This window comes from Limnomicrobium aquaticum, assembly GCF_040545545.1.
Classification (GTDB): domain Bacteria; phylum Pseudomonadota; class Alphaproteobacteria; order Rhizobiales; family Rhizobiaceae; genus Ensifer_A; species Ensifer_A aquaticum.
Genome location: NZ_JBEPMB010000001.1, coordinates 696,806 through 720,657, shown reverse-complemented (window position 1 = coordinate 720,657; position 23,852 = coordinate 696,806). Strand labels below are relative to the sequence as shown.

The window sequence follows — 23,852 nt, the reverse complement described above, 5'->3', positions numbered from 1 at the left end:
CGTGAGGCAGTTCAGGCCGGCGCCGGTCCGATATAGCGCGATTGCGGACGGATCAGCCGTCCCACCTTGTCCTGCTCCAGAACATGCGCCGTCCAGCCCGCCATGCGGCCGGCCGCAAAGACATTGGTGAAGCTGTCACGCGGAAAACCCACCGCCTCCAGGAGCAGCGCCGTGTAAAACTCGACATTCGTCTGCAGGGAACGCAATGGCTTACGCTCGGCCAGCAACGCTAGCGCCTCGACCTCGACCTTTTCCGCAAAAGCAATGCGTCCGCCCGTTTCGCGCAGGGCCGCCACGGCCCGCTTCAGTGCATCGGCCCTAGGATCACGAACCCGATAGATCCGATGCCCGAACCCCATCAACCGCTCGCCGCGATTGAGCGCATCGGTAAGCCAGGGAACGATATTCTCCTCCCGGCCAATAGCATCCAGCATGTCGAGAACCGGCCCCGGCGCGCCGCCATGCAGCGGGCCCTTGAGCGCACAGAGACCGCCGATCACCGAAGAGAACAGACCGGCCTGTGTTGAGGCAATGACGCGGGTCGCGAAGGTCGAGGCGTTGAGCCCGTGATCAGCCACCGTCACCAGATACGTCTCCAGCGCGCGCACCCTTTCCGGCCCCTGCTCCACACCATGCAGCATGCGCAGGAAATCGGCCGCATGCCCTAATCCGGGTTCCGGCTGGACGGGTGCGAGCCCGCGACCACACCGGGCAATTGCTGCGGCAAAGACGGGCACGGAAGCGACAGCCACCAGATGGTGACACTGCGGTTCAGCATCCGGCAGGCGCGAAAGAAGCAGCCGCAGCGCCTCGACCTGCGACAGCCCTTCCAGTGCCGGCAGCGCCGCCGTCATGCGCTCGAAAGCGGCCATGCGCGCAGTACCGAGCCGTTCGCGGATCTGCGTCTCATCGAGGCTTTCCGGCCCCAGATCGCGCCAAAGAAGCGCAAGAACCGCCTCAAAAGACCAGTCCGCCAGTTGCCCAAGTTCATGACCTCGCAGGACCAGCCGGCCGGCAGCGCCGTCGACATGCGACAGGACGGTCTCGGCGACGAGCACGCCTTCAAGGCCGGGCGTAAAAACATCCCCGGCCGGAGACTCAAGGGATTTCAAGGGGATATTCATGTGTTAACCTCGCGACAGGACCCGTGTTGACGAACACGATCCTGTCAGCGAAGATTATATAGTCAATCTTGATTCAACCAATCAATGTGTATTCAATGGCCGCTCACGATCAATATATCGATGCAGAAACCGCTGCCGAGCTGCTCGGCGTCAGCCGCGCCACGCTCTATGCCTACGTGAGTCGCGGCCAGATCCATACATCCGGCTCGGATGGCGATCCACGGCGCAGGCTTTATAGCGCCCATGACATTGACGAACTCAACAAACGCAAGTCCGTCGGCCGCCGTCCCCGAGCGATTGCCGAAACGACGCTCGACTGGGGCCTTCCGGTTCTCCCCTCGTCGATTTCGCTGATCGACGAAGGCCGGCTCTATTACAAAGGCCGCGACGCGACCCGCCTTGCGGACACCGCCACGCTAGAGGAGACGGCTTGCCTTCTCTGGGATTGCGGCAGGATCGATCCCTTCGCCGACCCGGCCAACATACCCGAACGCCTCGACCCATACCTGACAAATCTCGTTCGCACGCTCCCGCTCACCGAACGCTGTCAGTCTCTCCTGCCACTGGTCGCGGCTGGCCGCACGACGGCGTGGCAGCGGAGCGCACGCGCGCTATGGCCGGGTGCGGCTTCTCTTACCCGAGCGATGGCGGCGGCGGCAAGCTGCACATCGGTCGATGGCATGCCCGTCCACAAGCATCTGGCGCGCGAATGGGATTGCGGAGAATTCGGCGGCGAACTCATCCGCCGCGCCCTTGTGCTGCTGGCCGATCACGAGTTGAATGCCTCTGCCTTTGCAGTGCGCGTCGTCGCCTCTACCGGCGCGTCGCTCGGCGCATGCTTGAATGCCGGCCTCTCGGCGCTGAGTGGCCCCATGCACGGCGGAACGACCAGCCTCGTCGAGCTGCTCTTCGATGACGTCCGCCAGGCCGGCGGCGCGGCAGCCGCAATCGAGACACGGTTGAGGCGCGGCGATGGCGTCCCCGGCTTCTCGCATCCGCTTTACCCCGAAGGCGATCCGCGCGCCGAAGCAATCCTGCCGCTCCTGCCGCGCGAGGCCAATCGCGATGACCTCATCGCCGTCATGGAAGACACCGCCGGCAAACGCCCCAATATCGACTTCGCGCTTGTGTCGCTGCGCCGCGCGCTCGGACTGCCACGCGGCAGCGCCCTTGCGATGTTCGCGGTCGGCCGCTCCGTCGGCTGGATTGCACATGCGCTCGAACAGAATTCGGAAGGCGGCCTCATCCGCCCCCGTGCGCGCTACATCGGACCCGCGCCGGAAGACTGATCGCAGATAGGCAGCCGTTCAGAGACAGCAGGTGCCAGCGCAACCCGTTGAGCCAGGGGATATCGCGGCACAACCATACACAATCTATAATTTAAAGTTGCATATAGATATAATCTTTAGTTGAAAACAAGGATGCAATTCTGAATAGCTATGCGGAATTCCTCAACCAAAAGGAGTCCGCATGCGCCTCGCCACCCTCTCCGCGTTCATTCTGATGACCATCGGCCTTGCCGCCTGCGACGAGCCCGGCCTCGCGGTTCACGGCGATAGCACTGCGCTCGCCTCCCGCAGCGGCCTGGCCAAAATCTGGAATTTTCATCCCTCCTGGGACACGCGCCGCTGGTGGGTCATTGTCGGAAAGTCTTTCACGCCGCAGCGCACGCCGTACAATGACGGCGTCGGTGGCCAGACGATGCAAACGATGCGGGACAAGATGCTGGCCGATAGCGATCACCGCGCGCTCCCGACGGTGATTTACGATCGCCGCAATGACAATGAAGACCCCGCCCAATATGTCGCCACGCTGAAAGAAGCCGTTGCCACGCTGTCGACGCGCGATTTTCTCATCCTGCCGCAGGTGCCGCGCTCCGCGGGCTCTCCCGAGACGCCCGAACAGATCGCCGCCATGGCGGAAATCGATCGGCAGGTTTTGTCACTCTGGCCGGACAACACGTTTTCTCCATCTGACCGTAAGGCATTCCTCGCTGAACTAGCGCCGGACGACACCCGCATCGACGGGCTGCACCGCAACGAAAAGGGTCAGGAGATAGAAGCCAGATGGATCGGCGGCTGGCTGCATGCGCGACTGGATAGACCATCGTCTGACAGCGCAGAATCAGGCACGGTCTCGAGGATGCCAGCGTCCAGCCCGCACTCATGAGCGCGCCGCGGGCCGCTCATCGATTGAACACCCGGCGCGCGTCACCTATATCAGCACAATGACCCCGCTGATATGCGAGCCCGCATGGCCCCTTCCCTGACATCGCTGACAGACGACATGCTGATTGCAGCGGAGAACCTCGCCGATCTCGGCAAGGGCATCATCAATCCCTCGTTGCGCCTTGGCGTCACCGGCCTCTCACGCTCCGGAAAGACGGTTTTCATCACGGCGCTCGTGCACAATCTTGTCCATGGTGGCCGTTTGCCGCTCGTGCGTGCACTGCATCAGGGGCGCGTTTCCTCCGTCCACCTTGATCCGCAGCCGGACGATGCCGTGCCGCGCTTTCAATATGAGGACCATGTCCGCGACATGGTGGAGAAACGCATCTGGCCGGACTCGACGCGTTCGATCTCCGAACTGCGCCTCACGGTCCACTATGAAAGCGCCAGCGGCTGGAACCGTTTCTTCCGCCCTGGCACACTGAATATCGATATCGTGGACTATCCCGGAGAATGGCTGCTCGACCTTCCGCTGCTGGGACAGGATTATTCCGAATTTTCGAAGAACGCGCTCGCGCTGTCCCGCTCCGACATTCGCGGACCGCTGGCGCGCGAATGGCTGGGACTGGCCGAGCGTATCGATCCCGCCTCACCGGCAGACGAACTCGTCGTGCGCGACATGGCGCAGGCTTACGCGGCCTATCTCAGGGCCTGCAAATCCGACGAACGCTCGCTTTCCATGCTGCCGCCCGGCCGCTTCCTCATGCCCGGCGACCTCGAAGGCTCGCCGGCGCTGACCTTCGCGCCGCTCATCATGCTCACCGACGGCTCCGCGCCGAAGGGCTCCTATCAGGCGATGATGGAGCGCCGCTTCGAGGCCTACAAGGCGATCGTCGTGCGCCCCTTCTTCCGGGATCATTTCGCAAGGCTCGACCGCCAGATCGTGCTGGTCGACACGCTTCAGGCCGTCAATCGCGGCCCCGAGGCGTTGAAGGATCTCGAACATGCACTGGGTGACGTGCTCTCCTGCTTCCGCGCAGGCAAGGGCAATCTTCTCTCCTCGATCCTGACGCGCCGCATCGACAAGGTGCTGATCGCCGCCACCAAGGCCGATCACCTGCATCACGAAAGCCACGACCGGCTGGAATTGTTGACCCGCCGTCTCGTCTCCGGCGCACTCACCCGAATCGGCATGTCGGGTGCTGGCATCGAAACCGTCGCGCTCGCCTCCGTCCGCGCCACACGCGAGGCAACCGTCAAGCATGGCGGCGAAGACCTGCCCGTCATCAGCGGCACGCCCATCGAGGGTGAAATTATTGATGGCGAACGCTTCGACGGCAAGCGCCGCACCGCCGTCTTCCCCGGCGACCTGCCGAGGGACCCGGAAACGCTCTTCGACAGCGCCGGCCACGCGAGCCTGCTGAAACCCGGCGATTTCACCGCCGTCCGCTTCCGCCCGCCGGAGCTGGGCTCCAGCGCCGGCCTTGAACTGACGCTGCCGCATATCCGGCTCGACCGCGCCATCGAATTCTTGATCGGAGACCGGCTGGCATGAGCGACGACGCGCCCCGCAAACCCATGAAATTCTCCGAAACTTCAGAAACAACCGTCGAGACGGCCCCGCGCCGCCCGGCGTGGTTCGACAATGGGGTGATCGAGACGCCGCCGGAAGAGGACATCTTCGAGGCCGAAGGCATCGAGGCGGAACGGCGCATCGCCGAGACCGGCTCGCTGAAACCTGCCCGCCGCTTTCCCTTCTTCAAGATATTCTCCGCAGCGCTCGGCGTGCTCGTCTCCATGGGCATCGGCCTCTGGATCGATCGCCTCGTCAACGATCTCTTCGGCCGCGAGGACTGGCTGGGCTATGTCGCGCTGGCCACCGTTGCCGTACTTATCCTCTCGGCCATAGGCTTCGTTGCCAGAGAACTCTACGGCCTTAAAAGCCTCACCAATATCCAGACCCTGAAACAGGAAGCGCGCGACGCCGCACGTTCCAGGAGCCGCGACGACGCCGCCAAGACCGTCAAGGCGCTCTCCGCCCATCTCGCTCACCGCCCGGAAACCGCGCGTGGCCGCAAGGCGCTGGAGGATCACGCTCGTGAGATCATCGACAATCCCGGCATGATGGCGCTCGCCGAAAGCGAACTGCTCGCCCCGCTGGACGAGGAAGCGCGCCGAATGATTGCCAATGCCGCGCGCCGCGTTTCCGTGGTCACGGCGGTTAGTCCACGAGCCCTAGTCGATATCGGATACGTGCTTTTCGAAGCCGCGCGCCTCATCCGCATGCTTGCTTTCCTTTATGGAGGCCGTCCCGGCTTCTTCGGGCTGATCCGCCTGCTGCGCGAAACAGTCGCGCATCTCGCGGTCACGGGGGCGATTGCGGTCGGAGATGACGCCATCCAGCAGGTGCTGGGCCATGGTCTGGCCTCCAAGGTTTCCGCCCGTCTCGGCGAAGGCGTGGCCAACGGATTGATGACCGCACGCATCGGAATTGCGGCCATGGATCTGTGCCGTCCGATGGATTTTGCCGAAATCCGTCGCCCAAAGGTCACAGACTTTCTGAATGTCCTGAAGGATACTTCGAAAACGCCAAGGTGACGTTGGACAAGCGCGGATTTTTCAGTTACCGCCTCAAATCAGGAAGTGTTTCGAGTGCTTCGCCCGTTGTCTGCAAAACTGCAGATAACCTTGGGGAAACGGTCCCTGGACATCGGTTTTTCATAGTCCATTAACCAATCCGAGCGAGACTTGAAGTCAATTTCGGTGCCAGTATCAGCGCTTGCCCCCGTTCAAGGAAGTCCGATGTCCGTCAAGCTTTCCATTGCCGCAGCCGCTCTCGCGCTTGCCGCCGTTTCGCCGCTCGCAGCGCATGCCGGCGATCGTGAATTCTTCGACAGCACTGCGGGTGTCTGGCAGGGTCCGGGCGAAATCGTCGCCGGAAAGTACAAGGGCACGAAATTCACCTGCGATCTCAAGGGTGAATCCAAATCCACCGGAGCGGGCCTCAAGCTTGACGGCTCCTGCCGCGTCGGCGTCTTCGCACAGCCCATGTCCGCCACGATCGAGCGCAACGGTGAAAGCTACAAGGGCTCCTTCCTCGACGGTTCTGACGGCAAGGGCCTCGACATCGTTTCCGGCGCCGTCGTCGGCAACCGCGTGATCGTCGGCATCAACCGCAAGAACCTGAACGGCGCGATGATTGCCCGCCTGAAGGACAAGAACACGCTGAACGTCACCATCTCCGTGCGCGTCAATGACAGCCTCGTGCCCGTCATCGGCATGACTCTGGACCGCAAGATGGATCAGGCCTCGGTCGGTTCGATCAAACAGGCTGATTGAAATCCGGCGATTGCTTTTCAGCCGACTCCCCGGAGCAATCCGTTTAACGCAAAGCTGTGCTTTGCCTTGCCCTCAATCCGCGAGAACCCTGACAAACCTGGCTGCCATCCAGCCTGATTTGCACGGTCCCTTGTAGGCTCCGCTGGAATAGGGCGGCGCTTCGGGAATGGCGCATCGCTCGAGCATGGAGCGATCGGAGTTGACGTCGCGATCGTAAACGACGCCCACAAACTTCGTCCCAGCCTCTGCGCCTTCCGCAAATGTGCGGATGAGGAATGTCCCCTCCGTCAGCCGGTCAGTCTCCCTGCCCTTTGTGGAAGGCGCATCGCGCACCGAGACGAATCCGTCACCGCCCTTCTTCAAACCCTGGATTTGCGCCACCGCTCCACCCGGAGCAATGGCAGCACCATCGACAATGATCGGATTGATCGTGACGGCGACGGGGCGAACCTCATCTGCAAGGCAACCCGAAGATAAAAGAAGAAGGAAAGGCATGAACGTCAGGCGAGACATGCGCATTCCTCTCCCTCAACGCTTCACCAGCTCAACGCGGCGGTTCTTCGCCCGTCCGGCATCGTCGTCATTCGAGGCGATGGGCGACGACATGCCGGCCCCGAAGGGCGTCAGCCTTGCCGCTGAAATCCCGTAATGCTGGGCAAGATCGGCAGCAACAGCCTGTGCGCGGCGCTTCGACAGATCGACATTGTAGTCAAACCCGCCCTTGCCATCCGTGTGACCGGTCACGACCAGCGCAACCTCATTATTGGCCTTCAGGAACTTGGCGATCTCGTCCAGCGTCGGCCGCGATTCAGGCTTGATGTCGGCCTTGTCGAAATCGAACTGGATACCGTAGAGCGTGACATGGCCGCTTGCCGTGATCGATTTCGCCATGGCGCCTGCATCGACAAAGGCAATCTGCCCGCTTTGCATCGGCTTCACATCGGCAACGATGACGTGCACCAGGGGTCCGGTCTTGTTGTCGCCGAGGAAAATGGCCGCATAGGTGTCGCCCTCGGGCTTCGATGCCTTTGCCAGCAGATAGCGGACACCGTCGCCATAGCGATAGTTGATCTGTCCGTCGCCGGCGGCGAAGCTCATCCGGTAGGAGCTGCCCTTCTCCTTCAGGCAGGTTTCGTTGGCGCAGGAGAAGACGACCTCGAAGCCTTTGGACTTCAGCGATTCCTCGTAATTGCGGATGATTTCCAGCGACGACCGGTCCTTCGGAGCGTTGTAGCGGATGTCTGTGATCTTGCCTTCCACCTTGATGCTGTTCGCCTCGGTAAAGGCCTCGCCCTCGGTCTTGAGGTTGATGGGTGAAGTAATGAACCGCTGCTCGTTGAAGGCCTCGCTTTTGTAGTCCATGATTTCAGAGCCCGCATACCGCCCGACGAGCGGATGGTCCTTGGCGCCGGCTGGTTCCTTGGCAAGGGTGGGACCTGCCAGCAGAACAGTGGACAACAGTGCTGCTGCGATGGGGCGAACAAAAGTGCCGGACATGATCGGGGCTCCCTGAAATGGCTTTGAGGGTGAATGATGTGCGTTCACTGCAATGACGTTCGAGCCCTCTTGAAAATTCACCTGACAGGCCAAAATCGTCAACCTGTCCTCACTGCAGATAAAGACGCAGCGAGACAGCAGCGCAAAATATACGCGGAGTAGAAACGTCCATTATTCCCCGTGAGAGACTATGGCACGGTCTCAAGAACCTGTCACGACACTGTTGACTTCTGGTCCTAGCCGCGCGCCATTCCCTTGGCAGTCAGCTCGGCCAGATAATCGGCAAACAGAGCTTCTCCCTCCTCGCCCAGTTGGCGAAGGTAGGTCCATGTGTAAATGCCGCTGTCATGCATGTCGTCGAAGCCGATGCGAACCGCGTAGTTGCCGGATGGCTGGACGCTGATGATTTCGACATGGCGCTTGCCCGGCACCGTGACCTTCTGCCCCGGCCCATGGCCCTGCACTTCCGCCGAGGGAGACAGGACGCGCAGCATTTCCGCCGCCAGCGCAAACACGGCGCCGTCATCGAATGTCACCGTCATCGTGCGGCGATCCTTGGAGACCTTGATGGCGGTGGGACGGCTTGTGTTTGCTGACATTGTGGGGCGATGCTTTCGAAAATTTGATTGGCGCGTGGTCAGCCCCATATAATAGACAGAGGGAGCGGCGCAAAGCACCGTTTCACGCCCATCGGAGCGACTTGACCCGAAGCATTCCCGTCGTCACATTGAGGACGGAGGAGTAAGACGTTGAACCAGCACAATCCGGTTTCTGCCGATACCGCCGCGCGCCCGCCCATGATCGACCCCTTCGGTCGGATGGTCTCCTATTTGCGCGTCTCCGTGACCGACCGCTGCGACTTCCGCTGCACCTATTGCATGGCCGAGCACATGACCTTCCTGCCGAAGCGGGATCTCCTGACGCTGGAGGAACTCGACCGCCTCTGCTCGGCCTTCATCGCCAAGGGCGTGAAAAAGCTGCGGCTCACCGGTGGCGAGCCGCTGGTGCGCAAGAACATCATGTATCTCATCCGTGAACTTGGAAAGAAGGTTCATTCCGGCGAGCTGGAAGAACTGACACTGACGACAAATGGCTCCAATCTGGAGCGCTTCGCGCCGGAATTGGCAGAGGCCGGTATCCGCCGCATCAATGTCTCCGTCGATACGCTCGGTCCGGCGAAGTTCCGCGAAATCACCCGTCTCGGCGATCTCGGCAAGGTTCTCGCCGGCATCGAGGCGGCGCAAAAGGCGGGCATCAAGGTCAAGCTGAACGCGGTGGCACTCAAGGATTTCAACGAGCAGGAAATCCCCGAAATGATCGCCTGGGCGCATGGCCGCGGCATGGACATGACGCTGATCGAGACCATGCCCATGGGCGAGATCGAGGAAGACCGCACGGATCAGTATCTGCCGCTCTCCAAGGTCCGCGCCGATTTATCCGAACGCTTCACGCTGAGTGACATTCCATTCCGCACGGGCGGCCCGGCGCGCTATGTCGAAGTGAAGGAAACCGGCGGAAAGCTGGGCTTCATCACGCCTATGACGCATAATTTCTGCGAGAGCTGCAACCGCGTGCGCCTGACCTGTACGGGCACGCTTTACATGTGCCTCGGCCAGAACGACGCGGCCGACCTGCGTGCCGTGCTGCGCGAAAGCGACGATCCGCAGGTTCTGTCCGCCGCGATCGACGAAGCCATCCGCCGCAAGCCCAAGGGCCACGATTTCATTATCGACCGCGACCACAAGCGGCCAGCCGTCGCGCGCCACATGAGCGTCACCGGGGGGTGATCGTTCGGTACGATGGCGAGGGGGAGAATATCTTGAAACGACTTATGCCGTTCACAACCGTCGCAGTCTTGCTTGCAGCAGTGTCAGGCGCCTTCGCAGAAGACAAGCCGGCCGAACCCGCCAAGCCGGAGGACCCGGCCATCGCCGCCGCCCGAACATTTGCCTTCGCTGCCGTTCCCAGCGAGTGCGATGAGCGCACGGCTGACAACGCCGAGATGGCAAAAGACAGCGTGTATACGCTTGCCTGGAAAGACAAGTTTGGCGACCCGCCGACCGGACACAAGGCAACGCTCTACGAGATCTATTGTTATTCCGGCGCCTATAACACCTCGAACCTCTATGTCCTGAAGGACGGGGAAGGCAAGCTTTCGCTCGTCTCCTTTGCCTCGCCTACCTTCGATGTAGCCTATGTCGATGGCGACGACACGGAGACGAAGCTGAAGCACGACCCGGCGGTCACCGGTTATTCGACGAGCTTCTTTCTGACCAACCCGTCCTTCGACGAAAAAACGCAGACGCTATCGGAATATGCCAAATGGCGCGGCATTGGCGATGCATGGTCCGCCGGCGACTGGCAGTTCCGCGACGGGCAGTTCGTGCTGACCCGCTTCGAGATCGACCCGATCTATGACGGCAACCTCGACAATCCGCCGCAAAAGCTGCAGGACAAGAGTTTCAAGCTTTTCCCGCCGGCGAAAAGGAAATAAGCCGGGCCGACACATCCCCACGCAGTGCATCGGAAGCAAGCCGCATGGCCTTATCGGACAATATCAAGGGCGCGATCTACATGTCGGCCGCCATGGCCGGTTTCGGCTTCAACGACATGCTGGTCAAGGCGGCAACGAAGACGCTGGCGACGGGTGAGATCATCCTGATCCGTGGGGCGATCTCGACCTTGCTGATCTTCCTGCTGGCATTGCACATGGGCGCGCTGCGGCCTCTGAAGACGGTCATGCATCCGATGCTGGCGCTGCGCGTTCTGGCGGAAGTCACGGCAACCTTCACCTATATCTACGCGCTCGGGCAGCTGCCCCTGGCGAATGCCGGTGCGATCCTGCAATTCCTGCCGCTGGCGGTCACCTTGGGCGCTGCCCTCTTTCTGCGCGAGCCGGTCGGCTGGCGGCGCTGGGGCGCGATCATTGCCGGCTTCGTCGGCGTACTTCTCATCATCAAGCCGGGCCCGGACGGCTTTTCAATTGCCTCGTTCCTCGCTCTCGCCTGCGTCTTCGCTGCCGCCGCGCGCGACATCGCAACCAAGCAGCTCCCTCAAGGCATCCCGACGGTTTTCGTCACGCTCATGACGTCACTGGCCGTGACGGTGGGCGCCGGTATCTTCATCCAGCCGTTGGGAGGTTGGCATTCGCCCTCAATCACGGATGTCACCCTTCTGGGACTTGCCGCCGTCTGCCTGATGATCGGCTATCTGGCGCTGATTTCCTCCATGCGCACCGGCGAAATTTCCTTCATAGCGCCCTTCCGCTACACCTACATGATCTGGGCACTGGCGCTCAGCTTCCTGGTCTTCGGAGACCTGCCCGACATCTTCATGCTGGCCGGCTGCGCCATTGTCGTGGCCTCCGGCATCTATACGTTCTATCGCGAAAATCGCCGCCGCACGGGCCTGCCCGCCCAGTCGCTGCCGCACGCACCGCATTGACGAGCCCTAAATGAGGAACGAAACCATCTTGTCTTTCCCTGCCATGGTCCTCGCCGGCGGCCGCTCGACCCGCATGGGTGAGGACAAGGCGGCAAAACGTTTAGCCGGCAAACCATTGGCGCAAATCGTCGCCGCACGTATCGCCGTGCAGGCCTCGCCTGTCTTCATGAATACCGGCAATCCATCGCTGGCGGCCCTCGGTTATGAGCTCCTGCCGGACACGATCGACGGTCAGGAAGGCCCGCTTGCCGGCATCCTCGCCGGACTTGAGCACGTTTCAGCGAACCTGCCCGAAGCCAGCCACCTCGCGGTCGTGCCGGCAGACGCGCCCTTCGTTCCCGAAACGCTCGTCTCCCGTCTCGCCGCCGCCATCGAAGACCCCGAGACGATCGCCATGGCCGCCTATTGTGGCGACCCCGAACCCGCCTTCGCGCTCTGGCCAATCGCATCGGCTCCGCGCCTTCGTCGCTGGCTGGAGAGCGGGCAGAGCCGCGCAATCCGTGCCTTCGCCGGAAGCTGCGACGTCCGCCTCGTCGATTTCGTGGATCAGCCCTCGCACAGCTTCTTCAATGTCAACCGCCCGCGCGACTTCGAACGAGCAAGGGATCTGATGGGCCTCGGCAAGGCTCCGAAAATCCTCGGCATTTCCGGCTGGAAGAATTCCGGCAAGACCGGCCTGACCGTGCGACTCGTCGAGGAGCTGACAGCGCGCGGCTATCGCGTCTCCACCATCAAGCACGCCCACCACGATTTCGACATCGACAAGGTCGGTGCCGACAGCTTCCGCCACCGGCAGGCAGGCGCGCATGAAGTGACCATTGTATCGGGAACCCGCTACGCCATCATGCACGAACTGCGCGGCAACCCGGAACCCGCATTCGAAGAGGTGCTGTCCCGCCTCGCCCCGTGTGACATCGTTGTCATCGAGGGGTACAAGCGAGAGCCGGTCCCGAAGATCGAAGCCCGCAGGCTGGAAGCCAAGAGCCGCGTGCCACTCGCGCCGGAAGACCCGCATATCGTGGCGATCGCTGCGGATCATGCGGTCGAGGATGCGACGCTCCCGGTATTCGATCTGGACGACACGCAGGCGCTTGCGGATTTTGCGGAGAGTCTATTGGGGTTCACGCCTATTGAGATCAAAGTCCAAGTTTCTTGGCAATCTTAGAAGGCGCGAGGACGGAGATATCAACCAAACTCTGGGAGAATGAACGCCTGGGCAAGCGAAAATCCTCGGCAACCGAACTCGGCACAAATTCCCCGCGCAACAGTCTCTCAAAAGCTCGATTGAAGCCCGTGCGTTTTTCAGACGGCAGATGCAGAATAGCCAGGCTGGAACTCAGCACATCGTGGGGAACGTTGTTAAACCTGAAATTTGTCCAAAGCCTCTCGACCCAGGCATTGGCGGTTCCCGAGGGAAATCCCAAATGGTCATAAAGAATGCTCAGCGCGTGCGCTTCTTCGCCACCGCCTATTTCAGCGAACTTCGACATCATCCTGGCAAGCATTGGACGCTCGGCAGCAATGGCGCGCACGACATCCATTGTGGCGAGAAACACCTCGCCGCCCGCGTATCTGACGGGTTCTTCTCGGCTCTCGCCAAAGACATCATTGGCAATTCGACGCATATCCTGGCCAGATAGGCCGTTCATCTTTTTGGACGCGGTCAGGCGCAGGTCGTAAGTAAGGCATCCGTATCGCTGGATCGCAGCGAAGGCTTCAAGGATGCCAGGCAAAATAATGCAATCACTATCAACAATCATGATTTGGCCCGGAGCATCCAGGCCGCTCAAATAATCAATGATATCAAAAATGTAGAACTGGTTGCCCCAGGCCTTTTGGCCACGCGTCACACAGGGCAGAGTTATCAGTTCCACCTTCAGCCGCGACAGGATACCGGAATATGGCTCCGGCAAGGTTTTCAAGTTCGTGAAGAACTGAAGCTTCTCCACCCCGGCTCTGCGGGCGCTAGCCAAACTCACGCACGCGCATTTCAAATATGTGTTTTCAACGAATGCGCTACCGCTTCGGCTTTCCAGCTGGGGAAATTCCCAGCTCTCCGAGGGATCGTCGTGTACATACCACGTCGCGAGTGTATTAAATTCCACGAAATAAAACCCTTGAAAGAAAAATGGCTGAATACAATCATTCGAAACTAGGAAAAAATTCAAAAAAATCAACAGAAAACATCGACAGGAAAACTCGCATGATCAGAACCATGCGAGTCCGTAAAGACACGCTGCGGTCGCAAGCACCTGGTGAGGCAGCGTTCCAAAAAAAGATTGGACCTTATGACCGAAACGGAAGCCGGTCCGTGTCCTCACCCCACCTTCAACAACCCATCCATCGGCTTCACTGCGCCGCTATCGGGGAACACATCCTTCCCCAGCGCCGCTTCCTCAATACCGAGATGATCTCTCAGCGCACCCTTCAGCACCGCCCGCAGGTCCGTCGTCGGGGCGAGGTCGCGCGCCTGGAACAGCGCCTTGTCGGAAAGACCGGGCCAGTCGGCGAGCACGCGGCCGCCCTTCACTGCCCCGCCCACGAGGAAGGCGACGGTGGCAGTGCCATGGTCGGTGCCTTCCGTGCCGTTCATGCGGACGGTGCGGCCAAACTCGGTGGCGACGACAACGACGGTTTCATCCCAGGCCGGCCCGAGCGATGCTTTCAGCGCAGCCAGCCCGGCATCAAGTTCCACCAGCGCCTTGCCGAGATTCTCGCCCTCGGGCTGCTCGGTCGCATGCGTATCCCAGCCGTCGAGATCAATGGCGCCGATGCGGGGGCCGTTGGGATCGGTGAAGAGCTTGCCAACCATCTGCATGCCCTTGACGAAATTGGAGTTCTGGTCGGCATAGGCGCCGCCCCCCTGACCCATGACCGCATTCATTTCGGCCTTGGCGGCAGCGATCCTCTCCAGATCAAGCCCGCGCCCGAAGGCGCCGGCAAGCACCGGATCGGCGGACTTGTAGAAGTTGAGAAGGCGCGCGCGCGCATCATCGGCCGCCGGCTTGACGCCGCCGGCAGCCCAGGTCAGCGTTGCGGCCTGCCCGCGCATGATCAGCGGCACGGTCGGGCCGATAGCCAGCCCGCCGGCCTTGACGCTGCCCGCCTTGCCGAGTTGCGACATGGCGCGGTTGAGCCAGCCGGAGCTGACCGGACCCGTGCCCGGCAGCCCGCTTTCCAGCACATCCTGCCCGTCGAAATGCGAGCGGTCGCGATAGGGCGTTGAGACCGCATGAATGGCGAGCGCCTGCCCCTGATTGAAGAGGTCATGCAGGGTCGCAAGCTTCGGGTTCATCAGAAAGCCGCCTGCGATGGGCAAGCCTGCCGGCGTCCCGTCGGCCCCGAGGATCAGGCCGGCCCGGGCACGCTCGAAATCCGGATCGAAAGCGGGCTCGACGACGGCAAGACCATCCATGCCGCCACGCAGGATCACGGTGAGAAAGCGCGGATCGCGGCCGGGTGCGGCACTCGCAAATTGCGGCGCGAAGGACCAGGCGGTGAAAGCACCGGCGGTGAGAAGGAAGCCGCGACGTGTCGGATGCAGGAATTCGAACATGGACCTTACCTCACCTGAATTTCGGGAGACATGACGATGGTCGCCAGCGCCTCGCGGCGGCTGGCGGCCCGCTTGATGGCCGTCTGCATGTCGGGCTTCAGCGCCGGACCGAAGAGCGCAGCGGCAAGCTCCATCGGTTCGGGCGGGTTCTTCGGCTGGCCGGAAAGCTGCAGCGCATAGTCGAAGCGCTTGACGAGCGCGTTGGGTGCTGCCCAGGCCATATCATTGTCAGGAAAACCGTTGGGTGAGCGCGGCGTCCAGAGTGGCTGACCGAGCACACGGGCGAAATTGACGACCTTTTTCGGGTCCGTGTTCAGCGCCAGAACGCGCTCGCAACAGATTGCCATGTCATAGGGCGGGATGACCTTGGCAGGCGCAGCATTCCACGCCTCCGGCGCCTTGACGAGCGCCATCATCGTTTCGCGGAGATCGCCATGTGTGTCCTGGAAACGCCTGGCCACCGTCTGAACCAACGCCGGCGAAGCCTTGTCTCCGACGAAATGGCGTACCAGCTTGTCGGCAACATGCTGCGCGGTGGCCGGATGCTCCGCCAGCATGTCGAGCAGCGCCTCGCCCTGCGCCTCACCCCCGTCGGCAAAGGGCGTATTCATGACGGTAAATGCCCCCGGCTCATGCCGGTTCGGCTCGAACTTGAACATGCCCGGCTGAGGGTCCTTGTCGCCGGCAATGCCCCAGCCGGTGATGACTCGGGCGGCATTCGTGACATCAGCCTGATTGTAGCCCGCCTTGACGCCGACCGTATGCAGCTCCAGCAGCTCGCGGCCGAGATTTTCGTTCAGCCCCTTCTTTTGCTTGAGCCCGGCCTTCGAGTTCGGCCCGAACGAGACGTGGTTGTCGAGATAGGCAAGCATCGCGGGATGATGCATGACCGCGCCCAGCATGTCGCGGAACCTGCCGGTGACGAAGGGGCGGATCGCCTCTCGCTCATAAGCACCTGCCAGCACGCGAACCTCCTCCCCCTTCGAGCAGGAAATGCAGAAATGCCCGGCCCAGAAATCCGCCAGCCGCTCGATCAGCGGCCGCTCGGAGGTCACCGCCATCTGCTGGCGGTAGGCCGCTTCGTTCTCGAATTGCGTGCGAACGAACTCGTTCTTCTGCTTGAAAATTTCCTTGTTGTCGGCGGTGATCGCCGCGGCTGCGGCGGCATCCGGGCCTTTTGTCGCGGCGGGCGTGGCCGAGGCTGCCGCCCCCGCAACATTCGTAGCAGGCGCAGCGGGGCTCGCCATCGCCGCCCGCGCGTCACGCACCTGCCTCTGCCGCTCGCGCAAGTCGCGGATGATATCGGAAGAGGCTGGCAGGCCGGACGTGTCGGAATATTTCGCGCCGTCAAGCTGCGACACAACCGTCTCCCGTGCGTCCGTCCCCAGCTTGCGCCAGCCCTCGGGAACCGGCCCATAACCGAAGCGCCTCTGCGCGGTCACTGCCATCTCATCTGCAAGCGCCATGTGGGACACATCCTTCTGCTGGCAAGAAACGAACTGAAACGCACCGCTGTCCCGGTGACCAAAAGCCCGCCTGGGGAGAAGCGCATCGAACCCGTTTTTAGCCTGATTTGCTGACACGAATGCGGCAGGAACGGGATGTTACAGAGATTTAATATGCAGATGGATTGCAACCTTGAACTCGACATGCACCATCACACGCATAAATCGAGCTGGAACCTTCCCATGACCATTGCCGAGCACCAAACCGTTCAGCCTCCCCGGTATTTCTGGCGGCGGGTTGCCGCTTTTCTCATCGACAGGTTCATCATAGCACTGGGCTTCATGTTCCTGATGATCGTGATTGCCGAAATATGGCCCGCCAGCGTGCCCTACATGCCCCAGTCATTCTTTCGCACAACGGCTTGCGAAGACGGAACAGACAACCCCAACAGCGCCGACATGCTGGCGCAACTGGCGCCGCAACCCGACGAAACCACATTCGTAAGACTGTGCAAAACCAACGCCTTCCTGATGCCGACCCGCAAGTGGGGTTTCGTGATGGCGGAAAAGACGGAGACCGAAGGCGCCTTCAAGAAGACGACACGGCGAACGATCAATTTCTCGGTCGACAAGGCCGGCAATTTCTACACGCCCGATTCTGTGACCATTTCGATTTTCGATAGCCTCCAGAAGCTTTTCAGTATCGCGGGCTTCGCCTTCCTGCTCGCGGAATGGGCGTCTCCGGGGAAACTGGCGGTGCATCTGCGCGTCGTTCCGGCCGAAGGATATGACGAGAAGAACTATTCGCCACCCGATTTCAAGCGCAGCCTCAAGCGCGAAATTCTCAAGCAACTGCCGATCGTCACCATCATCCTTGTCTCCGGTGTCACCGACATCATTTCGAAAGCCGAAGGATGGCCGACCGACAATGTCGTGGGACAGATGCGCTTCCTGACGACACACTCCACAGTGCTGATCGGGGTGGCTCTGCTGTCCCTGGCCTTCATCTTCTATTGGCTGATCCAGCCGATGATCTGGTGGAATGGCACCATGCGATACGACAGAATGCTCGGCCTCCGCGTCGTCAAAGCCCCGATGGAGGCGCACCCGCCGGCAGCCGCTCAATCGACCTGAACCAAAGGCCGCAATGATCACGCCAGCTATCGCCCCCCTGGTAGATGGAGCTCCGTCCGAAACTGGAAACCATGGCAGACCGCCTTACCCGAACAAGGCTCGCGCCGCCGTCATGCTCCGCCCCACGATCACGATCCCGTCGCCGCTCGCGACCACGAGCGCAGGATCAGGCGAGGCAATCGTATCGCCGCTCTGCCGGTTGACCTGCACGATGAAGAAGCCGCCATGCGCCCGCGCCTCAATCTCGCCGATGGAAAGCCCGGTAAGAGGCCCTTCCGCTGGCACGATGACGACATCCATCTCCAGCCCGAGCCCGCGAAGCGAATGCTCCAGCTCCTGCATCTGCGAACTGGTCCGCAAGCGCCGCGCCGCTTCCGGATAGAGGATCAGCTCGGCGATACGCTCCGCTCCGATATGCGCAGGCAGAACGACCTTGTCGGCGCCGGCCTGCTTCAGCTTGTTCTCGGTGGAGGGCACCTCGCCGCGCGCGATGATCTCGATCTTCGGATTGAGCGCACGGGCCGACAAAGTGATGAACACATTGGCCGCATCGTTGGGCAACACGCAGGCCAGCGTATGCGCCCGGTCGATGCCCGCGTGCTTCAAAACCTCCTCATGCGTGCCGTCACCGACGAGACAGAGATAACCGTTCTCGCGGATCTCGGTGGCGCGCGCCTCGCTCATTTCCAGAATGACGAATTTCCGCCCCGCCGCCTTCAGCTCCCGCGCCAGCATATAGCCGATGCGCCCGAAGCCGACGACGATGACATGGTCCTTCAGCTTGTCGATTTCGGATTGCATGCGATTGCTCCCCAGGATTTGCCGGATCTGCGTGATGGTGAGAAACTGGATAAGGGCACCGGTGAGCAGGATCATCCCCGTGCAGCCGAAGATCATCAGGAACACGGTCACCAGATGGAGGTAGGTCGTGTCGATCGGACGCACTTCGCCATAGCCGACCGTATAGACGGTGAGCAGCACCATGTAGAACGCATCGCCAAAGTCCCACCCCGCCCACATATAGGCGATGGTCGCGATCACCACGACCGTGAGATTGAACAGCACGATATTCGCCAGGGTACGCCCCGGCGAGCGGAAGAGATTCATGGAATGTGTCCCCGGAGCCGGGAATCACGAAGGGTTCCGGGCATGAGGAGGAGTATTCAAGGGAGGTAGGGAGATTGGCAAGGGTTGCTGCATTTCTGGGATAGCGAACCCTTAATTCTCGGGAGCGATGACCTGCGGCTCGCCCACTTCAACCGCGTGGCGATCCGGATCGTAGAAGCGAAAGACCCGTTGGCCCCAGGCCTGTCGCTCAACCGGATGGATCAGCTCGACATGTGGCGCGATGCGCTCAAACGCGGCATCGACATCGTCGTCTTCGAAATAGAGCAGAAGGTCACTCTTCCGCTCCATCATCGCTCATGGCTGAAACGCATTGCCCCAATACCGGCCATGTGCCAAGGTCGATACCAGCATCAAATTATCGATTTTGCGTCCAATCATGAAAACCAGAATTCCAAGATATTTCAAAGTCTACGAGGATTTTCACGCCCAGTTCGGCAATGAATTTACATTCGAGAATATCGACGCTCTGAAAGATGACCGCGACGAATTCTACAGGGTAGAAAAATGGTTTGAGCCCGGTGTGAGCATCACCCCTCGAATTTCGACGGTCATCAAGCCCGGTCGAAAAATGCGCGATATCGGGATGACACAGTCGCCGATCTGGATTGTGACGAACGAGTTAAAACAGTTCATCGACATGGTTGCGCCGGGAAAATTGAAAGCCAAGACGTGCCACACGATCTTGAAAGACGGCTCGGTGGGGCCGGAATTATGGGTATGTTGTTTTGATTTGACGATGTATCAAAGTTTCGATCAGGGAAAAGCGTCCGGCGAGCATATCTTCAGAGTCAGGAATTTCGGCGGATATCTGATTTGTGACGACGTGTTCCACCGCGCCTTCAAGGAACGCAAATTCAAGGGCTTCAGATTTAAAAAAATTCTCACTCCGGAGGAGGAAGCAGCTCACGAAAGGAAACTGCAGAAAGCGTTCGCCGCCTTTAAGCCCCCGGAAACGGAAACCGACAGAAGATGGGATCGACTACTAAAAGCCATACAACTGATCGACCAAACGCATTCCTTTCCAGTCCAAGCGATTGCAACCAGAACATTGCTAAGGGGCATCCCGCTCCTCGCAAAAATCGATTGGCAAACAGAAATTCCGAAAAAGAAAAAGAACGGCGAGCGGCCCATCAATGCCGCACAGACGCTGCTGGCGGTTTTGCGCGGTGGAGCATTTCTGTGGTGGTTCTCTCATGGAAAAAACAATGACACATCCAGGGAGTTCATTTACATAATACACGAGATACGCACAGGCCCTTACAACTCTATTAGCAAGAATACGATCACACACACACTCGAGCGGCCGATCTCAACCGCGCTCGACTACCTGGAAGGACCTAAAGTTCATAGGGATCTGAACGGTTCCATTTGTCATTCTGCGAGAGGAAGCTGCATAGGCGTGCATGTAGCCACAGAAGAAGCGCTCGGTATCCTTGGTAAACTGGACGGAGAAGAAGTCCGTCTTAAAGATCGGGAACGCTGGTACGCATATATGAACCGAAAGCTCACCCCGACCGAGGAATGTGTCTGGCTAGCTTCGCATGCGGATGTTGATTTTCTGGTAAAGCACCCCGGAAAGACGAAGGAGTTGCTGGCTACCCCACTCTGGCCTGATGGCATACCAGCCTTTTTTGCGGAATGCTGGGAGGAACTTTCTCAGCGGCTATTGGATCGCCAGAACGAGAAGTGGGAAATCTGGATTGATTGGTACATTCAGCGCCTCAACGGCGGCACGGTGTGGCGCAGCGGCTGGGAACAGGAAAGCGTCATGATGGAGACCGCGTTATGGAGATCGGATGTCGCTCTGGTCAATTCTTCGCTCCAGCAGGCTAAAGAACTTCAAGGCAAAAACTTCTTCGCAAGCCTTGGCCGAATACTTAGACTTTCATCCTGATCGAACGCCAACCGCTCCTGCCACTTCCTGTCAGCATCCCCACCCTTCCACCCCCTCTCCCCCTTCCCTTTTCCCCTGACTCGCCCCATATTCCGGCCATGGCCAGATCACCGAAAAATTCTTCCCGCTCCCTTCCGGGTGAAACCCGGCAAGGGCGTCAGCCCGTCGTGGACTTTTCCGCGCGCCCCGCGCAGGCCAGCCAGAAGGGCGGTGCGGCCGCGAGCGGATATGATGGTTTCGAGGAGGCGCCGCAGGCTCCTTTTGAGGGGGCGCCTCTGGAAGGTGGCGTGTCCGACTGGATCAGGCAGCTGGAGGCTGAAGCGGAAGCCGATAGTCGGCGCAGCGAGATGCGGGAAATCCGGTCGAAGGCCGGGACGCATCGGGTTACGGTGGAGAACAAGGCGCTGAAGGCGGCTGCCGAGCCTGCGCCGACCGGCAAGGTTTCCCGGCGTGGCTCACCCCCCTCCGTCCCTGCAGGGACATCTCCCCCTCAAGGGGGGAGATCGAACCTGCGCGAGGTTCAGGGCGTCGGCGACAAGCGCACTTCGCGCGGCACCTCCATCGGCGCGTCCTCCGATCCCAAGACCCGCGCCGCCGCCGGGCTCAATCCGGTCGCGGGCATGGAACTGTCTTTGGAAGAGGCCGACGCGCTGGCCTCGACGGGCGGCGTGACGGCCACCGTGGATGCGCTGTCGAAGCTGATCGAGAGCGGCAATCCGCTGTTCAAGGACGGCAAGATCTGGACGCCGCATCGGCCCGAGCGCCCGGAAAAGTCGGAAGGCGGCATCGCCATCCGCATGGTCAGCGAATACGAGCCCGCCGGCGACCAGCCCACCGCGATTGCCGATCTGGTGTCCGGTCTCGAATCCGGCGAACGGTCGCAGGTGCTTCTCGGTGTCACTGGCTCTGGCAAGACATTCACCATGGCCAAGGTGATCGAGGCGACGCAGCGCCCGGCGGTCATTCTCGCGCCCAACAAGACGCTGGCGGCGCAGCTCTATTCGGAGTTCAAGAACTTCTTCCCGCATAATGCGGTCGAATATTTCGTTTCCTACTACGACTACTACCAGCCGGAAGCCTATGTGCCGCGCTCGGACACCTATATCGAGAAGGAATCGTCGATCAACGAGCAGATCGACCGCATGCGCCACGCCGCGACCCGCGCCATTCTTGAGCGCGACGACTGCATCATCGTAGCGTCTGTTTCGTGCATCTACGGTATCGGTTCGGTCGAAACCTATACGGCCATGACCTTCCAGATGAAGGTGGGCGACAAGCTCGACCAGCGCCAGCTTCTCGCCGACCTCGTGGCCCAGCAATACAAGCGCCGCGACATGGATTTCGTGCGCGGCTCCTTCCGCGTCCGTGGCGACACGATTGAAATCTTCCCCGCCCACCTGGAGGATGCCGCCTGGCGCATCGCCATGTGGGGCGACGAGATCGAGAGCATTTCCGAATTCGACCCGCTGACCGGCCACAAGACCGGCGATCTGGAAAGCGTCAAGATCTACGCCAACTCGCACTATGTAACGCCGCGCCCGACGCTCAATCAGGCGATCAAATCGATCAAGGAAGAGCTGAAGGGCCGCCTTGTCGAGCTGGAAAAGGCCGGTCGCCTCCTGGAGGCGCAGCGCCTCGAACAGCGCACGAAATACGATCTCGAAATGCTGGAAGCCACCGGCTCCTGCGCCGGGATCGAGAACTATTCGCGCTACCTCACCGGACGTAACCCCGGCGAGCCACCGCCGACGCTGTTCGAATATATCCCGGATAACGCCCTGATTTTCATCGATGAAAGCCATGTGACGATCCCGCAGATCGGCGGCATGTATCGCGGCGACTTCCGGCGCAAGGCGACGCTGGCCGAATATGGCTTCCGCCTACCCTCCTGCATGGACAACCGCCCGCTGCGCTTCGAGGAATGGGACGCCATGCGCCCGGACACCGTCGCCGTGTCGGCGACGCCCGGCAATTGGGAAATGGAACAGGCCGGCGGCGTCTTCGCCGAACAGGTCATCCGCCCGACCGGCCTCATCGACCCGCCGGTGGAAATCCGCCCGGCCAAGAGCCAGGTGGACGACGTTCTCGGCGAAATCCGCGATACGGCCGCCAAGGGCTATCGCACGCTGGTCACGGTGCTGACCAAGCGCATGGCCGAAGACCTGACGGAATATCTGCACGAACAGGGCGTGCGCGTCCGCTACATGCATTCCGACATCGACACGCTGGAGCGCATCGAGATCATCCGCGACCTGCGCCTCGGCGCCTTCGACGTGCTGGTCGGCATCAACCTGCTGCGCGAAGGTCTCGACATTCCCGAATGCGGCTTCGTGGCGATCCTCGATGCCGACAAGGAAGGCTTCCTGCGCTCCGAAACCTCGCTGGTGCAGACCATCGGCCGCGCCGCGCGTAACGTCGATGGGAAGGTCATTCTTTATGCCGACCGCGTCACCGGCTCGATGCAGCGCGCCATGGACGAAACCGCCCGCCGCCGCGAAAAGCAGGTGGCCTATAACGAGGCCAACGGCATCACGCCGGAATCGGTCAAGGCCCGCATTTCCGACATTCTGGATAGCGTTTACGAGCGCGACCATGTCCGCGCCGACATCCAGGTCAAGGGCGTCAAGGGCGGCACCGCAAACGACCTCGTCGGCAACAATCTGGCAGCCCATCTCAACGCGCTGGAAAAGCAGATGCGCGACGCCGCCGCCGATCTCGACTTCGAGACCGCCGCACGCCTGCGCGACGAGATCAAGCGGCTCAAGGCAGCCGAACTCGCCGTCATGGACGATCCGCTCGCCCGCGAGGAATCGCGAAGCCAGGAGAAGTCCGGCAAGCCGCAAGGCCCCGCCCTCTTCGCCAAGCCGTCGTTGGACGACATGGGCCCCGGCACGGACACGGCCAAGCCCTTGTTCCGCAAGAACTCGCTTGACGAGATGACCGTCGGCCGCACGGAAAAGCCCGTGCGCAGTGCTATCCCGGACAAGCCGATCGACGACCCGCGTCCGCTGGTACGCGGAAAGGCGGGCGTCGGGTCTTACGAGGATCCGGTGGACGAGAAGCGCAAGGGTCGCACGAAGGGCAAGACCGGCCGTCCGGGGCGCTAACGGCCGGTGTTTACCC

At 61.0% G+C, this 23,852-nt stretch carries 20 protein-coding genes and 2 pseudogenes; 13 read left to right on the top strand and 9 right to left on the bottom strand.

Annotated features, from left to right (window positions below; genetic code table 11):
- Positions 1-11: 11 nt before the first annotated feature.
- Positions 12-1,124, bottom strand: coding sequence for a citrate synthase/methylcitrate synthase (locus tag ABID16_RS03580; RefSeq protein ID WP_354554972.1), 1,113 nt, complete (start codon positions 1,122-1,124; stop codon positions 12-14).
- A gap of 95 nt (positions 1,125-1,219) precedes the next feature.
- Between ABID16_RS03580 and ABID16_RS03575 the strand changes: the two genes are divergently transcribed.
- The 5 genes from ABID16_RS03575 (at position 1,220) to ABID16_RS03555 (ending at position 6,631) form a co-directional block, all read left to right on the top strand.
- The gene (locus ABID16_RS03575) at positions 1,220-2,413 is read left to right on the top strand and encodes a citrate/2-methylcitrate synthase (RefSeq protein ID WP_354554971.1); all 1,194 of its coding nucleotides are present in this window, start codon (positions 1,220-1,222) and stop codon (positions 2,411-2,413) included.
- A gap of 181 nt (positions 2,414-2,594) precedes the next feature.
- Entirely contained in the window at positions 2,595-3,293 is a 699-nt protein-coding gene (locus ABID16_RS03570) for an SGNH/GDSL hydrolase family protein (RefSeq protein ID WP_354554970.1), read from the top strand.
- A gap of 84 nt (positions 3,294-3,377) precedes the next feature.
- Positions 3,378-4,847: a YcjX family GTP-binding protein gene (locus tag ABID16_RS03565; RefSeq protein ID WP_354554969.1), complete on the top strand. Its 1,470-nt coding sequence runs from the start codon at positions 3,378-3,380 to the stop codon at positions 4,845-4,847.
- Positions 4,844-5,890, top strand: a complete 1,047-nt coding sequence (locus ABID16_RS03560; protein WP_354554968.1) for a YcjF family protein — start codon at positions 4,844-4,846, stop codon at positions 5,888-5,890. The genes ABID16_RS03565 and ABID16_RS03560 overlap by 4 nt, the downstream gene beginning before the upstream one ends.
- Before the next feature lie 204 nt (positions 5,891-6,094).
- On the top strand, positions 6,095-6,631 hold the full coding sequence (locus ABID16_RS03555) for a hypothetical protein (protein WP_354554967.1): 537 nt from the start codon (positions 6,095-6,097) through the stop codon (positions 6,629-6,631).
- A 72-nt stretch (positions 6,632-6,703) separates the two neighbouring features.
- Here the strand turns inward: ABID16_RS03555 and ABID16_RS03550 are convergent, their stop codons facing one another.
- From ABID16_RS03550 to ABID16_RS03540, 3 genes are all read right to left on the bottom strand, one after another.
- A complete protein-coding gene (locus ABID16_RS03550) occupies positions 6,704-7,144 on the bottom strand; it encodes a hypothetical protein (protein ID WP_354554966.1) in 441 nt (146 codons plus the stop codon).
- A 15-nt stretch (positions 7,145-7,159) separates the two neighbouring features.
- Positions 7,160-8,128, bottom strand: coding sequence for an OmpA family protein (locus tag ABID16_RS03545; RefSeq protein WP_354554965.1), 969 nt, complete (start codon positions 8,126-8,128; stop codon positions 7,160-7,162).
- Between the two features lie 236 nt (positions 8,129-8,364).
- Positions 8,365-8,727, bottom strand: a complete 363-nt coding sequence (locus tag ABID16_RS03540; protein WP_354554964.1) for a gamma-butyrobetaine hydroxylase family protein — start codon at positions 8,725-8,727, stop codon at positions 8,365-8,367.
- A 198-nt stretch (positions 8,728-8,925) separates the two neighbouring features.
- Between ABID16_RS03540 and moaA the strand changes: the two genes are divergently transcribed.
- The 5 genes and pseudogenes from moaA (at position 8,926) to mobB (ending at position 12,737) form a co-directional block, all read left to right on the top strand.
- On the top strand, positions 8,926-9,915 hold the full coding sequence (moaA, locus tag ABID16_RS03535) for a GTP 3',8-cyclase MoaA (protein WP_354555892.1): 990 nt from the start codon (positions 8,926-8,928) through the stop codon (positions 9,913-9,915).
- 32 nt (positions 9,916-9,947) lie between these two features.
- Positions 9,948-10,622 carry a DUF1176 domain-containing protein gene (locus tag ABID16_RS03530; RefSeq protein WP_354554963.1) on the top strand — a complete coding sequence of 225 codons (675 nt, stop codon included), beginning with the start codon at positions 9,948-9,950 and terminating at the stop codon, positions 10,620-10,622.
- 44 nt (positions 10,623-10,666) lie between these two features.
- The gene (locus tag ABID16_RS03525; protein WP_354554961.1) at positions 10,667-11,572 is read left to right on the top strand and encodes a DMT family transporter; all 906 of its coding nucleotides are present in this window, start codon (positions 10,667-10,669) and stop codon (positions 11,570-11,572) included.
- Positions 11,573-11,582: 10 nt separating this feature from the next.
- A pseudogene (gene mobA / locus ABID16_RS03520) lies at positions 11,583-12,152 on the top strand (molybdenum cofactor guanylyltransferase); the annotation flags it as partial.
- A 30-nt stretch (positions 12,153-12,182) separates the two neighbouring features.
- Positions 12,183-12,737 (top strand): molybdopterin-guanine dinucleotide biosynthesis protein B, encoded by a 555-nt coding sequence (gene mobB / locus ABID16_RS03515; RefSeq protein ID WP_354555891.1) that lies wholly within the window; start codon positions 12,183-12,185, stop codon positions 12,735-12,737.
- On the opposite strand, the gene ABID16_RS03510 is transcribed toward mobB, so the two are convergent.
- The 3 genes from ABID16_RS03510 to ABID16_RS03500 form a co-directional block, all read right to left on the bottom strand.
- Positions 12,709-13,749 carry a hypothetical protein gene (locus ABID16_RS03510; protein WP_354554960.1) on the bottom strand — a complete coding sequence of 347 codons (1,041 nt, stop codon included), beginning with the start codon at positions 13,747-13,749 and terminating at the stop codon, positions 12,709-12,711. The genes mobB and ABID16_RS03510 overlap by 29 nt on opposite strands.
- Positions 13,750-13,889: 140 nt before the next feature.
- Positions 13,890-15,128 carry a DUF1501 domain-containing protein gene (locus tag ABID16_RS03505; protein ID WP_354554959.1) on the bottom strand — a complete coding sequence of 413 codons (1,239 nt, stop codon included), beginning with the start codon at positions 15,126-15,128 and terminating at the stop codon, positions 13,890-13,892.
- A gap of 5 nt (positions 15,129-15,133) precedes the next feature.
- Positions 15,134-16,594, bottom strand: coding sequence for a DUF1800 domain-containing protein (locus ABID16_RS03500; protein WP_354554958.1), 1,461 nt, complete (start codon positions 16,592-16,594; stop codon positions 15,134-15,136).
- Between the two features lie 153 nt (positions 16,595-16,747).
- On the opposite strand from ABID16_RS03500, the gene ABID16_RS03495 reads away from it, so the two are divergent.
- Positions 16,748-17,707 carry an RDD family protein gene (locus ABID16_RS03495; protein WP_354554957.1) on the top strand — a complete coding sequence of 320 codons (960 nt, stop codon included), beginning with the start codon at positions 16,748-16,750 and terminating at the stop codon, positions 17,705-17,707.
- A gap of 84 nt (positions 17,708-17,791) precedes the next feature.
- Here ABID16_RS03495 and ABID16_RS03490 read toward each other — a convergent pair whose 3' ends face one another.
- Positions 17,792-18,814, bottom strand: a complete 1,023-nt coding sequence (locus tag ABID16_RS03490; protein ID WP_354554955.1) for a potassium channel family protein — start codon at positions 18,812-18,814, stop codon at positions 17,792-17,794.
- A 111-nt stretch (positions 18,815-18,925) separates the two neighbouring features.
- Positions 18,926-19,114: pseudogene (locus ABID16_RS03485) on the bottom strand (VOC family protein); the annotation flags it as partial.
- Between the two features lie 97 nt (positions 19,115-19,211).
- Here ABID16_RS03485 and ABID16_RS03480 point away from each other — a divergent pair.
- Both ABID16_RS03480 and uvrB read left to right on the top strand, forming a co-directional pair.
- Entirely contained in the window at positions 19,212-20,729 is a 1,518-nt protein-coding gene (locus tag ABID16_RS03480; RefSeq protein WP_354554954.1) for an imm11 family protein, read from the top strand.
- 98 nt (positions 20,730-20,827) lie between these two features.
- A complete protein-coding gene (gene uvrB, locus ABID16_RS03475) occupies positions 20,828-23,836 on the top strand; it encodes an excinuclease ABC subunit UvrB (RefSeq protein ID WP_354554953.1) in 3,009 nt (1,002 codons plus the stop codon).
- Positions 23,837-23,852: the final 16 nt, after the last annotated feature.